The sequence below is a fragment of the Salipiger pentaromativorans genome (genome assembly GCF_024721115.1).
In the GTDB taxonomy this organism is placed as follows: domain Bacteria; phylum Pseudomonadota; class Alphaproteobacteria; order Rhodobacterales; family Rhodobacteraceae; genus Salipiger; species Salipiger pentaromativorans.
In genome coordinates, this window is record NZ_JAMDHK010000002.1 from 44376 (window position 1) to 56891 (window position 12516).

Consider the following 12516-nt stretch of genomic DNA (forward strand, 5'->3'; position numbering starts at 1 on the left):
CAGAGATTTACTCTGCCGCCCCGCGTTTCATCCAGGGGACCAGAATCGCGGGGATCGCCGCGAGGATCAGCGCCACCGCGCCGAAGGCCGTCGCCAGCCCCATCAGGCCGGAGAGCCCGCCCATCATCGGCGGACCCAGGAAGAACCCCGCATAGCCGATCACCGACAGGCGCGAGATCGCCTGCGCGCGCCGTTCGGCGCCGACCCGGCCGGCGACGAAGGCAAAGGCCATCGGCACCACCACCGAGGCGCCGAGCCCAAGCACGGCAAACCCCGCATAGGCCGCCCAGAGCCCCGGCGCGAACCCGGCAAGCGCCGCGCCGCAGGCGGCGACCAGCGCGCCGGCGCGGATCACCGTGGGTTCCGCAAAGCGCTGCGCCAGCGCCTGTCCCGCCAGCCGTCCGACGCCCATGGTCAGCCCCAGCAGCGCGGGGCCGACGGCGCCCGCCGCGGCGCCGGCGCCGAGATTGCGTTCCAGATGCAGCGCCGACCAGCCTTCGGCGGATTGCTCGGCCAGAAAGCCGATCAGCACGATCGTCCCGCCGGGCAGGATGAGCCCCCAGCGCGGCAGGGCGCCTGCCTTCGTCTCCTCCGCGCCGTCTGTGGCGACCGGCGCGGTCAGCATGATGCCGGCAAGCAGTACCGCAACGAGGGCGAGCCCGGAAAACACCGGCAGTGGCGCGGCGCCGGTCTCGCGCGCCAGGCCGGTGGCCACTGCCGCCGCCGCATAGACCAGCGAATAGAGCCCGTGGTTGAGGTTCATCAGCGGGCGCCCGAGCGCCGCTTCGAGCGCCGCCACCCGGGCGTTCATCACCACGTCGAGCAACCCCGAGCCGGCGGCGGCCATCGCCATGGCCAGCGCAAAGCCCGTCCAGCTCTGTGCCAGCCCGGGCAGCGGGAAGGCCGCCGCCATGACGAGCGCCAGCACCGGCAGCGCGGCGCGGCCCAGCCGCGCCTCGGCGCGGGGGGCCAGCCACATGGCCAGCACCGCGCCGCAGGTCGCCACCAGCATCGCCATGCCGAAGCCCTCGTCCGAGAGTCGGGCCTGCGGTTTCAGATCCGGGACCAGCGCCGCGAATCCGCCCCAGAACAACCCCATCGCCGCAAAGGCCGCCGCCGGGCCGCGGCTGGCCGCAAGATCCTTTAAAATCGTCATGGCGACCCGCGTGCCACGCCCTGCGGGCGGCGTCCAGACGCCGCGATAGGGCGGGGCCTGCAAAATACGGTTGATAAATGTCCCGATCCGGTCTATCGCAGCGCCTCGACCACGGGGTGACAGCCTTGGAGGCACCCCGCCTTATCATATGGAGATTCAAAATGGCTGGTGAGATTCCTGATCTCGAAGCCCTGGAACGCACGGGGACAGGCAAGGGCGCCGCTCGTCAGGCCCGTCGCGACGGCATGGTTCCGGGGATCGTATTTGGTGGCGAGGCAGAGCCGATGCCGATCCAAATCCCGTTCAACTCGCTGCTCAAGCGTCTGAAAGCAGGTCGCTTCAAGTCGACGCTCTTCAACCTGAAGATCGAAGGCCAGGAAGACGTGCGCGTGATCTGCCGCGATGTGCAGCGCGACGTGGTCAAGGACCTGCCGACGCATTTCGACCTGATGCGCCTGCGCCGCACCAGCCGGATCAACCTGTTCATCCACGTCGATTTCATCAACGACGACAAGGCGCCCGGCCTGAAGCGCGGCGGCGTGCTGACCATCGTGCGTCAGGAAGTCGAGCTGAACGTGCTGGCGGGCGACATCCCGGACCACATCACCGTGGATCTGGAAGGCAAGCAGATCGGCGACGTGATCCACATCTCGGACGTTGTGCTGCCCGAAGGCGTCAAGCCGACCATCGACCGCGATTTCGTGATCGCCAACATCTCGGCACCGCGCGGCCTGCGCGCTGACGATGGCGATGAGGGCGAAGAGGCGGCCGAGGAATAATCCTCCGCCGAGACCGGTTTCGCGACGGCCCTGCCATGATGGCAGGGCCGTTTGCGTTTGGGGGGGAGAGCAAGGCCGGATTTTGCATGGCCTCTGCCCGCGGCGGAGGAGCTGGCGCGCGCGGTCAGTCTTCCCAGTCGCCCGAGAAGCCTTTGGGGATCATCAGGATGTCGCGGTTCACCGTGTTGATGTCGGTATGGCCGCAAAGCGCCATGGAGGTGTCCATCTCCTTGTGGATCACCCGCAGCGCCTCGGACACGCCCTTTTCGCCCATGGCGCCCAGCCCGTAGATATAGGCGCGGCCGATCCAGCAGCCCTTGGCGCCCGTGGCCACCGCCTTGAGCACGTCCTGCCCGCTGCGGATGCCGGAATCGAGATGCACTTCGATCTTGTCGCCCACCGCATCGAGGATCGGCGCCAGCGCGCGGATCGAGCTGAGCGCCCCGTCGAGCTGCCGCCCGCCGTGGTTGCTGACCACGATGGCATCGGCGCCGACATTGCAGGCTTCGAGCGCGTCGCGCGGGTCGATGATGCCCTTGATGATGAGCGGCCCGTCCCACATCTTGCGGAAGGTGCGGATGCGGTCCCAGTTCAGCGCCTGGTCGAAATTGTGATGGGTCCAGTCCACCAGGCTGGTATTGTCGCCGACGCCCTTGGCATGGCCGATGATATTGCCGAAGACGCGCCGCTTGGTTTGGAGCATCTCAAGCCCCCAGCCGACGCGCCAGGACATGTCGAGGATCGACCTGGCGGTCAGCTTGGGCGGGGCGGAGAGCCCGTTCTTGATGTCCTTGTGGCGCTGGCCGAGCAGTTGCAGATCCACGGTGATCACCGCCGCCGAGCAATTGGCCGCGCGCGCCCGGTCGAAGAGGCGCTGCATGAACTCGTCGTCCTTCAGCGTGTAGACCTGTAGCCAGAAGGGGGTGTCGGTATGTTCGGCCACATCCTCGATCGAGCAGATCGACATGGTGGAAAGGCAATAGGGCACGCCGAATTTCGCCGCCGCCCGGGCGGCGTGGATTTCGCCGTCGGCATGCTGCATTCCGGTCATGCCGACCGGGGCGAGCGCCACCGGCATCGCCACGTCCTGGCCGATCATCTGCGTTTTCGTCGAGCGCCCGGTCATGTCGATGGCGACGCGCTGGCGCAGGTAGAGCTTGTCGAAATCGGTGACGTTTTCGCGGAAGGTCTGCTCGCTCCAGCTTCCGGATTCGCAGTAATCGTAGAACATCTTGGGAACGCGCCGCTTGTAGATGCGCTTGAGGTCCTCGATTTCGGTAATGACGGGCATGGGGCGCGATCCTTTCCGCGAGGGTGGTAAGGTTTGATTACCAATCGGGCGGCCATCGCGCAATCTCCGAGGCTGGACATTTTCCCGGTGCGGGGCGCTAGTGTCGGAGGGGCGCTGTCGTGGTGTCCGGCCGGGTACGGAGACGGGCGATGGTGCTTTGGGGATTTCTGGCCAGCCTCGGGGCGGGTCTGATGACGGCGGTGGGGGCGCTGGCGGTGCTCTTCGGGCGCGAGGTCTCGCGCCGGACCAACGACATGATGCTGGGCTTTGCCGCCGGGGTGATGATTTCGGCCTCGTTCTTCTCGCTGATCCTGCCGGGGATCGCGCGGGGCGAGGAAATCTACGGCTCGACGCCGGTCGCGGCGCTGATGGCGGGGCTGGGGATCGCGCTGGGGGCGTTTGTGGTGGCGCAGATCAACCGCTGGGTGCCGCATGAGCATTTCATCACCGGGCCCGAGGGGGCCGATCCGGGGGCGTTGTCGAAGCTCTGGCTGTTCATCCTGGCGATCACCATCCACAATTTTCCCGAGGGCATGGCGGTGGGCATCGGTTTCGGTGGCGGAGACGTGACCAACGGGCTGTCGCTGGCCACCGGCATCGGGCTGCAGAACGCACCCGAGGGGCTGGCGGTGGCCGTGGCGCTGCGCGGGCAGGGCTACGGGCGGTTGCGCAGCGTCTGGATCGCCACGCTCACCGGGCTGGTGGAGCCGGTGGGCGGGCTCATCGGGGTGGCGGGGGTGACGGTCTCGGTCTGGGTGCTGCCGGTGGGGCTGAGCTTTGCGGCGGGGGCGATGCTGTATATCATCAGCCATGAGATCATTCCCGAGACGCATCGGTATGGGCATCAGAACCGTGCGACCACCGGGCTGATCGCAGGGCTGATCCTGATGATGTTGCTGGATGTGACGCTGGGCTGAGGCGAGGAGAGGCCGCGAGGGCTCGACGAGCGGCTCCTCCGCCCTTGCGGGCGTCCTCGCCGTTTGCTTTGCGCCCGGGCTCTGTTATAGGCGCGGCACGCAACAAGGGAGTCACGGGATGACCCATAAGGTGTTCATCGACGGCGAGGCCGGAACCACGGGATTGCAGATCCGCGAGCGCCTTGCGGCGCGCGCCGATATTGCGCTGGTGCAGGTCGCTTCGGAACGCCGAAAGGATCCCGTTGCGCGCTCCGAGGCGCTGGCCGAGGCCGATGTGGCCATTCTCTGCCTGCCGGACGAGGCGGCGCGCGAAACCGTCGCGCTGGCCGCGCCGCATGGTACGCGGATCATCGACGCCTCGACCGCCCATCGCGTCGCCGAGGGCTGGGTCTTCGGCTTTGCCGAGATGGCCGAGGGGCAGCGCGCCGCCATCGCCGGCGCGCGTCATGTCTCGAACCCGGGCTGCTGGTCGACCTGCGCCATTGCGCTGATCCGGCCGCTGGTTGCGGCGGGGCTGATCGCCCCGGAGGCAGCGCCGGCGATTTCCGGCGTGTCGGGCTATTCCGGCGGGGGCAAGTCGATGATCGCCGAATTCGAGAGCGGCGCGGTTCAGGGTGGATTTCTCTACGCCGTGAGCCAGACGCACAAGCACCTGCCCGAGATCGCGAAACACGGGCTGCTGAGCGCGGCGCCGGTCTTTGTGCCCTCGGTCGGGGACTACGCGCAAGGCATGGCGGTGGCGGTGCAGCTTCCCGGCCTCGGCAGCGACGGCTTTGCCGCGGCGGAGGCGGCGCTGCGCGCGGCCTATGCGGGCGAGCGCTTTGTCTCGGTGGTCGCTCCCTCGCTGCACGAGCCGCGGGTGATGCCGCAGCGGCTGAACGGCACCAACCGGCTGGAACTGTCGGTGCATGGCAATGCGCAGAGCGGTGCGGCGGTGCTGGTGGCGGTGCTCGACAATCTCGGCAAGGGCGCGTCGGGCGCGGCAGTGCAGAACCTCAACATCATGCTGGGCGTCGATGAGGGGGCCGGGCTCGAGGGGGACGCGGCGGCGGCAGCGGAATAGCGGCTGGCGTCCTGGCGATGGATGATGCGGCGGCGCGCCCGGTCTGACCGGCGCGCCGTTTTGCGTATTTGCGAAGAGAAGAAGACAGGGCGCGGGGGGCTGCCGCGCCCGTCAGGCCCGGTGGGCGCCGTCGGAGAGGGATTTCACGAAGGCCAGCACCTCGGAGACCGGCTTGTCCTCGGCCAGCGCCGCCACGATGGCCGAGCCCACCACGCAGCCATCTGCCACGGATGCGATGCTTTCCGCCGTGTCCGGGGTGCGGATGCCGAAGCCCACGATCACCGGCAGATCGGTGGCGGCCTTGATGCGGGCGACTTCGGGGCCCACATCGGCGGCCTCGGCCGCCGCCGCACCGGTGATCCCGGTGATCGACACGTAATAGACGAAGCCCGAGGTGTTTTGCAGCACCTTGGGCAGCCGCTTGTCATCGGTGGTGGGGGTGGCGAGGCGGATGAAGTTGAGCCCCGCCTTCTGCGCGGGGAGGCAGAGCTCCTCGTCCTCTTCGGGCGGCAGATCGACCACGATGAGCCCGTCGATCCCCGCCGCGTTCGCATCGGCGAGGAAGGTATCGACGCCGCGGCTGTAGATCGGGTTGAAATAGCCCATCAGCACAATCGGCGTGCTGTCGTCGCCGGTGCGGAAATCACGCACCATCTGCAGCGTCTTTTCCAGCGTCTGCCCCGCGTCGAGCGCGCGCTGGCCGGCAAGCTGGATCGTCGGGCCATCGGCCATGGGATCGGTGAAGGGCAGGCCCAGTTCGATCACATCGACCCCGGCTCCGGGCAGTCCCTTCACCACCTCGAGCGAGCGGGCGTAATCGGGATCGCCGGCCATCACATAGGCAACGAAGGCCTTCTTTCCTTCGGCTTTCAGCGCGGCGAATTTGGCGTCGATGCGAGTCATGGTCGTCCTTCCCTGCCTGTCCGCGCCGGTCTGCCGGAACCGGGGAGGAAAATCAATGCCAAGCGGTGCGGGCGGCCCGCGCGGGTGTCGGAAAGAGCGCTGCGGGCGCCTGTGCCGCAGGTCGTGCCGGGGCGGGCTGCCCGTATCGGCGCCGCGCCGGCGCGGAGGCGGGAAAAAGGCGCGGTTTTCTTGACACCTGTCAAGGTTCCCGGAGGGCTTTTCTGCTAGGCTGGTTTGCGATCAGACAGGAAAGGACGCGCATGACTGCCACGCCGACCACGCCCCCCGAACAGACGACCACCGATACCGCCGCAGCCGAGGCCGCGCCCGCTCTCAACGGGGCGGCGCCTGCTGCCGAGGTGCCGGTGGTGCCCGAGACGCCGGAGGCGGTTGTGGTGCCTTCGGTGCGCCGCCATGCGCCCACGCCGGACGAGATCCGCCGCGCCTTCGAGACGGGCGAATATCCCTATGCCACGAAGATGTCGCGCCGCGCCTATGAGCGTCAGAAGGCCAAGTTGCAGGCGGAGCTGCTGAAGGCGCAGCTCTGGGTGCAGGAGACGGGCCAGCGCTTTGTGCTGCTGTTCGAGGGGCGCGATGCCGCCGGCAAGGGCGGCACCATCAAGCGCTTTACCGAGCATCTCAACCCGCGTGCCGCCCGTGTCGTGGCGCTGAACAAGCCCAGCGACGTGGAAAAGGGGCAATGGTACTTCCAGCGCTACATCGAGCATCTGCCGACCGCGGGCGAGATCGTGCTCTATGATCGCTCCTGGTACAACCGGGCCGGGGTCGAGCGGGTGATGGGGTTCTGCGAACCCAACGATTACCTGGAATTCATGCGCCAGACCCCGGATCTGGAACGGATGTTCGTGCGCTCGGGGGTCAGGCTCTACAAATACTGGTTCTCGGTCACCCAGGAGGAGCAGAGACGCCGGTTCAAGAGCCGCGAGACCGACCCGCTGAAGCAGTGGAAGCTGTCGCCCATCGACAAGGCCAGCCTCGACAAATGGGACGATTACACCGAGGCCAAGGAGGCGATGTTCTTTTACACCGACACTGCCGATGCGCCCTGGATCGTGGTGAAATCCGACGACAAGAAACGCGCGCGTCTGAACTGCATGCGGCATTTCCTGTCCACCCTGGATTATCCGGGCAAGGATCACAAGATCGCCACGCCGCCCGATCCGCTGATCGTGGGCGGGGCCGCGCATGTGATCCATCGCTCGGACCACATCCTGGGCACCGCATTGCATCCGCACACCCGGCATGTGTCCGGCTGACAGGTTGGGAGTGAGAGGGGCCCGCGCCCGCGCTGCCGCTTCGGCACCGCGGGCGCGGCAACGTTTGCGCGCGCGTCGAGGCGGCGGGGCTCAGAGGTTGTCCGCCAGCCAGTCCTGAAGCGGTTGCAGGCGCGCGAAGGCGCCGGTCAGCCCGGCCTCGGCATCGGCGCTCAGCGCGTCGAAGAGCTCGTCGAGCCAGACCACGCAGCCGGTCCGGCGCAGCAGTTCTGCCCGCGGGTGATCGCCGCGATAGGGGGCGGGTACCGTGTCGAGATCCGGCGGGTCGAGACGCGCGCCGAGCTCTGACAGAAGACCGTCCAGTGCGGGGCCGGGCGGGCCGTCGAGCGCGCTGCGCCAGCGCTCGGTTTGCGGGGCGTCGAAGCGCATCACGCCGCCGCCGGCGGTGGCGTAATCGGGCGACAGGCCGAAATACCAGCCGCGCCCGTCGGGCACTGACCAGGCGGCGTGAAGATGGGTGTGGTAGGGGGTCTTGTCGTCCGAGAACCGCACGTCGCGATGCGGGCGGAAGAGCTTGCTGCGCACCCGCTCTCCGGTCGCGGTCTCGAGCGACCGGGCGACGAGGTCCAGAAGCCGCTCGGCCGGGCGCCGGACCTCGGTGTCGTAGCGGGTCTTCTGCGCGCGGAACCAGCCACGATCGTTGTTTTCTGCCAGGTCTTTCAGAAAATTTCGGGCCCGGGGGGCAAAATCGGCAAGCTCAATCTGCGCGGGCATCGCGCATCTCCAAGGTGACTCGTTTATACATTTTTGGACGTTAGCATGATCCCGCCAAGGCGTCCGCCCTTGCGCTTGTAAAGCCCCTCCGGGGCAGCTACTTCCTGCTCATGATCCGGTGGTTTGCCTGCTTTCTGACATTATTGCCCGCCGCGCAAGCGCAGGCGCATCCTCATATTTTTGTCGATACCGCGCTGCGGCTCGAGATCAACGACCGTCAGGAGGTGACGGGGATCGAGGTGAGCTGGTCCTATGACGACTTCTTCACCCTGCTGATCTTCGAGGACATGGGGCTCGACCCCGATGGCGATGCGCAGCTGACGGAGGCAGAGCTGGCGCGGCTCCAGAGTTTCGATCTCGACAACTGGCCCGACGATTTCGAGGGCGATCTCTATCTTTACGCCGGCACGGAAAAGCTGGTGCTCGGGCACCCCGAGGCGGCCTCGGTGCGGATCGAGAACGGGCGGATCATCTCGGCGCATCACCGCAGCGTGACACCGACGCCGGCCGACGGTCTGCTGGTGATGCAATACGACCCGACCTATTACGTGTCCTACGAAGTGACCCGGGGTGTCGATCTGCCCGCCCCCTGCCGCGCGGCGATTGCAAAGCCCGATCTCGACGCGGCCGAGGAAGCGTTGCGCGAAGAGCTCGCACAGGTGCCCGAGGATCAGTTCGAGGTGATGCAGATCGGAGACGTCTATGCGGACAGGATCACGATTTCATGCGACCCGTCCTTCTGACCGGCGCGGCCGCTGTGGTGGCCCTGGCATTCTGGCTCTGGGGATTCGGCGGAGCGGATCAGCTTGCCCGCATGGCGGCCGAGGGCCAGCGCGAGGCGCAGGTGGCCATGGCCGGAGGGCTGCGGGCGCTGCGCGCGGGCGAGGCCGGGGCGCTTTGGGGGCTGCTGGGGCTCAGCTTTGCCTATGGATTCTTTCACGCGGCGGGGCCGGGCCATGGCAAGCTGCTCATCGGCGGCTACGGCGTGGGCCGGCGCGTGCCGGTGCTGCGGCTCACGAGCCTGGCGTTGCTGTCGAGTCTCGCGCAGGCGGCGACGGCGGTGGCGCTGGTCTATGCCGGGGTCTGGGTGCTGGGCTGGGGGCGCGAGCAACTGACCGATGCGGCGGATGTCTGGTTCGAGCCTCTGAGCTATGCGGCCATCGGCCTGATCGGGCTGTGGCTGCTGCTGCGCGGATTGCGCAAGCTCTGGGCGCGGGAAGAGGACGGGCATGGCGGCGCAGTGGCGGCGCGGCACGATCACGATCATCTGCATCCGGCGCCTCACGCTCATGCCCATGATGGCACGGTTTGCGCCAGTTGCGGCCATGCCCATGGGCCGAGTCTCGCGCAGGTGGAGGAGGTCCACTCGCTGCGCGATGCGCTGCTGCTGATCGGGGCCATCGCGATCCGTCCCTGTACCGGGGCGCTGTTCCTGCTGATCCTGACCTGGCGCATGGGCGTGGATTATGCCGGCATTCTTGGCGCCTTTGCCATGGGGCTGGGCACTGCCTCGGTCACGGTGGCGGTGGCGCTGGCCTCGGTCACCCTGCGCGAAGGTGCGCTGTCGCGCGTTGCCTCGGGCCCGGCGACGCTGCGCGCCATGGGCGGGATCGAGGCCGTCGCCGGGGCGGTGATCGCGGTGCTTGCGGCGCAATTCGTGCTGCGGGCGCTCTGAAGCCTGCCGGCGCGGCGGCAAGGCCCACTGACCGGCGGTCGGGCGGCGGGAGAGGGCGCTGACAGGGTGCCAGCCCCGCGCGTATGGCCGTGGGTGGGGCACAACCCCTGGTAATATAGAGGCCCCTGCGTCACCCTTCATAGGTGCTTGCCGTGCCCTATGCGAGTCTCTAAAGCCCCTGCATGACTCAGACGCTGCCATACCGTGCCCATGCCAGGGCGATCCTTCTGCTCGGACTGCCGCTGATCGGCGGGCAGATCGCGCAGATGCTCATCAGCCTCACCGACACGGTGATGATGGGCTGGTACGGCGTGCCCGAACTGGCGGCGTTGACGCTCGCCAACACGCTCTTCATGACGCTGTTTCTGGTCGGCTCCTGTTTCGCCTGGGCGGTGATGCCCATGGTCGCCTCCTTCGCGGCCTCGGGCGACGAGCGGCAGATCCGCCGCGTCACCCGCATGGGGCTGTGGCTGTCGCTGGCGGTCTTCGCGATCTGCCTGCCGGCGCTGTGGTTCTCGGCACCGCTGCTGCGGATGCTGGGGCAGGCGCCGCAGGTGGCGCAGGACGCGCAGGGCTATCTGCGTATCGCCGGATGGGGGCTGGCCTTTGCGCTGGGCGTCATGGTGCTGAAAAGCTACCTCGCGGCGCTCGAACACACCCGTGTGGTGTTCTGGATCACCGTCATGGCGGCGGTGGCCAATGCCATCGCCAATTACGCGCTGATCTTCGGCAACTGGGGCGCGCCCGAGCTGGGGATTCGCGGCGGCGCCATCGCCTCGCTGGTCTCGCACGGGATCTCGCTGGTGGGGGTGGTGATCTATGCGCGCCTGAAGCTGCCGCAATACCCGCTCTGGCAGCGCTTCTGGCGCCCCGATACCGAGATGCTGCGCGAGGTCTTCGCGCTCGGCTGGCCCATCGGGCTCACCACGCTGGCCGAGGTCGGGCTCTTCGCCGCCTCGGCGCTGCTGATCGGGCTGCTGGGCACCGCGCCGCTGGCCGCGCATGGCATTGCGCTGCAGATCTCGGCCATCGTTTTCATGGTGCATCTGGGGCTTGCCAATGTCGCCACCGTGCGCGCCGGGCAGGCGCGCGGACGTGGGGACAGCGCCTTTCTCATCCGCGACGCCCATACGGTCTTTGCGCTCTCGGTCGTGGCGGTGGTGATCACCGTGGTCATCTTCCTGACGCTGCCCGAGCTGATGGTGGGGCTTTTCCTCTCGCCCACCGATCCCGACCGCGACACCATCCTCGGCATCGGCGTGGCGCTCCTGATGGTGGCGGCGCTGTTCCAACTGGTGGATGCGTTGCAGGTGGTGACGCTGGGCCTGTTGCGCGGGCTTCAGGACACCCGCGTGCCCATGGTCTTCGCCAGCTTCGCCTATTGGGGGCTGGGCCTGCCCGCCGCCTGGGGGCTGGGGATCGTGGCCGGGCTTGGCGCGGTGGGCGTCTGGTTCGGTCTGGTCACCGGGCTCGGCGCCGCCGCCGTGCTGCTGCTCTATCGCTTCTGGGGCCGCGCGGTGCCCGCGCTTAGGCTTGCGCGCGGCGCGGCGCGCGACTAGACACGCCGCGTCCGTCAGCCGTTTACAGGGAGCATTGGCATGGGATTTCGCATGGGGATCGTGGGTCTGCCCAACGTGGGCAAATCGACCCTGTTCAACGCGCTGACCAAGACCGCCGCGGCGCAGGCGGCCAACTTCCCCTTCTGCACCATCGAGCCCAATGTGGGCGAGGTGGCGGTGCCCGACGCGCGGCTCGACAAGCTGGCCGAGATCGCCAAATCGCAGAGCATCATTCCCACCCGCATGACCTTTGTGGACATTGCGGGGCTGGTGAAAGGCGCGTCGAAGGGCGAGGGGCTCGGCAACCAGTTCCTCGCCAACATCCGCGAGACCGACGCCATCGCCCATGTGCTGCGCTGTTTCGAGGACGATGACGTCACCCATGTGGACGGCCGCGTCGATCCGGTGAGCGATGCCGAGACCATCGAGACCGAGCTGATCATCGCCGACATGGAATCGCTGGAAAAGCGACTCCAGAACATCACCCGCAAGGTGCGCGGCGGCGACAAGGAGGCGGTCCAGCAGGAGCGGCTGATGAAAGCCGCGCTGGCGATGCTGGAAGAGGGCAAGCCCGCGCGTCTGGTCGAGGTCGATGCCGAGGACCTGAAACAGTGGAAGATGCTGCAACTCCTGACCTCCAAGCCGGTGCTTTATGTCTGCAACGTCGATGAGGACGAGGCCGCCACCGGCAACGCGCTCTCGGCCAAGGTGGCCGAGATGGCCGCCGCTCAGGGCAATGCGCATGTGGTGATCTCCGCCAAGATCGAAGAGGAAATCAGCCAGCTCGACGCCGAGGAGGCCGAGATGTTCCTCTCCGAGCTGGGGCTGGAGGAGGCGGGGCTCGACCGGCTGATCCGCGCCGGCTACGAACTGCTGCACCTCGAGACCTATTTTACCGTGGGGCCCAAGGAGGCGCGCGCCTGGACGATCCGCAAGGGCACGCTGGCGCCGCAGGCGGCGGGCGTGATCCATGGCGATTTCGAAAAGGGCTTCATTCGCGCCGAGACCATCGCCTTCGACGATTTTGTCGCCTGCGGCGGCGAGCAGGGCGCCAAGGAAGCCGGCAAGATGCGCGCCGAGGGCAAGACCTATATGGTCAAGGACGGCGACGTTCTGCATTTCCTCTTCAACACCTGAGCCTGTCCGGGGTGGGGCCCGGGGAGG

At 67.7% G+C, this 12516-nt stretch carries 12 protein-coding genes; 8 read left to right on the plus strand and 4 right to left on the minus strand.

All coding sequences use genetic code 11. The features are described 5' to 3' along the window. Nucleotides 1-7: 7 nt before the first annotated feature. Nucleotides 8-1156: an MFS transporter gene (locus M4578_RS03315; RefSeq protein WP_258092025.1), complete on the minus strand. Its 1149-nt coding sequence runs from the start codon at nt 1154-1156 to the stop codon at nt 8-10. A gap of 161 nt (nt 1157-1317) precedes the next feature. On the opposite strand from M4578_RS03315, the gene M4578_RS03320 reads away from it, so the two are divergent. Further along, complete coding sequence (locus M4578_RS03320) at nt 1318-1935, plus strand: 50S ribosomal protein L25/general stress protein Ctc (RefSeq protein ID WP_258092026.1); 618 nt, start codon at nt 1318-1320, stop codon at nt 1933-1935. Nucleotides 1936-2059: 124 nt separating this feature from the next. On the opposite strand, the gene M4578_RS03325 is transcribed toward M4578_RS03320, so the two are convergent. Continuing rightward, complete coding sequence (locus M4578_RS03325; protein ID WP_258092027.1) at nt 2060-3226, minus strand: alpha-hydroxy acid oxidase; 1167 nt, start codon at nt 3224-3226, stop codon at nt 2060-2062. Between the two features lie 149 nt (nt 3227-3375). Here M4578_RS03325 and M4578_RS03330 point away from each other — a divergent pair, with 149 nt between their 5' ends. Together M4578_RS03330 and argC are read left to right on the plus strand one after the other, a co-directional pair. Then, a complete protein-coding gene (locus M4578_RS03330; RefSeq protein ID WP_258092028.1) occupies nt 3376-4143 on the plus strand; it encodes a ZIP family metal transporter in 768 nt (255 codons plus the stop codon). Nucleotides 4144-4261: 118 nt separating this feature from the next. Then, nucleotides 4262-5206, plus strand: coding sequence for an N-acetyl-gamma-glutamyl-phosphate reductase (gene argC / locus M4578_RS03335; protein WP_258092029.1), 945 nt, complete (start codon nt 4262-4264; stop codon nt 5204-5206). Nucleotides 5207-5317: 111 nt separating this feature from the next. Here the strand turns inward: argC and trpA are convergent, their stop codons facing one another. Beyond that, on the minus strand, nt 5318-6109 hold the full coding sequence (gene trpA / locus M4578_RS03340) for a tryptophan synthase subunit alpha (protein ID WP_258092030.1): 792 nt from the start codon (nt 6107-6109) through the stop codon (nt 5318-5320). A 260-nt stretch (nt 6110-6369) separates the two neighbouring features. Here trpA and ppk2 point away from each other — a divergent pair, with 260 nt between their 5' ends. Further along, nucleotides 6370-7386, plus strand: coding sequence for a polyphosphate kinase 2 (gene ppk2 / locus M4578_RS03345; RefSeq protein ID WP_258092031.1), 1017 nt, complete (start codon nt 6370-6372; stop codon nt 7384-7386). A gap of 90 nt (nt 7387-7476) precedes the next feature. Here ppk2 and M4578_RS03350 read toward each other — a convergent pair whose 3' ends face one another. Then, nucleotides 7477-8118, minus strand: coding sequence for a TIGR02453 family protein (locus tag M4578_RS03350; RefSeq protein ID WP_258092032.1), 642 nt, complete (start codon nt 8116-8118; stop codon nt 7477-7479). A gap of 110 nt (nt 8119-8228) precedes the next feature. Here M4578_RS03350 and M4578_RS03355 point away from each other — a divergent pair, with 110 nt between their 5' ends. From M4578_RS03355 to ychF, 4 genes are all read left to right on the plus strand, one after another. Continuing rightward, nucleotides 8229-8861: a DUF1007 family protein gene (locus M4578_RS03355; RefSeq protein WP_258092033.1), complete on the plus strand. Its 633-nt coding sequence runs from the start codon at nt 8229-8231 to the stop codon at nt 8859-8861. Then, nucleotides 8843-9793, plus strand: coding sequence for a nickel/cobalt transporter (locus tag M4578_RS03360; RefSeq protein WP_258092034.1), 951 nt, complete (start codon nt 8843-8845; stop codon nt 9791-9793). Before M4578_RS03355 ends, M4578_RS03360 begins: the two co-directional genes overlap by 19 nt. A 182-nt stretch (nt 9794-9975) precedes the next feature. Beyond that, complete coding sequence (locus M4578_RS03365) at nt 9976-11352, plus strand: MATE family efflux transporter (RefSeq protein WP_258092035.1); 1377 nt, start codon at nt 9976-9978, stop codon at nt 11350-11352. Between the two features lie 39 nt (nt 11353-11391). Next, the gene (gene ychF, locus M4578_RS03370; protein ID WP_258092036.1) at nt 11392-12489 is read left to right on the plus strand and encodes a redox-regulated ATPase YchF; all 1098 of its coding nucleotides are present in this window, start codon (nt 11392-11394) and stop codon (nt 12487-12489) included. Nucleotides 12490-12516 lie beyond the last annotated feature (27 nt).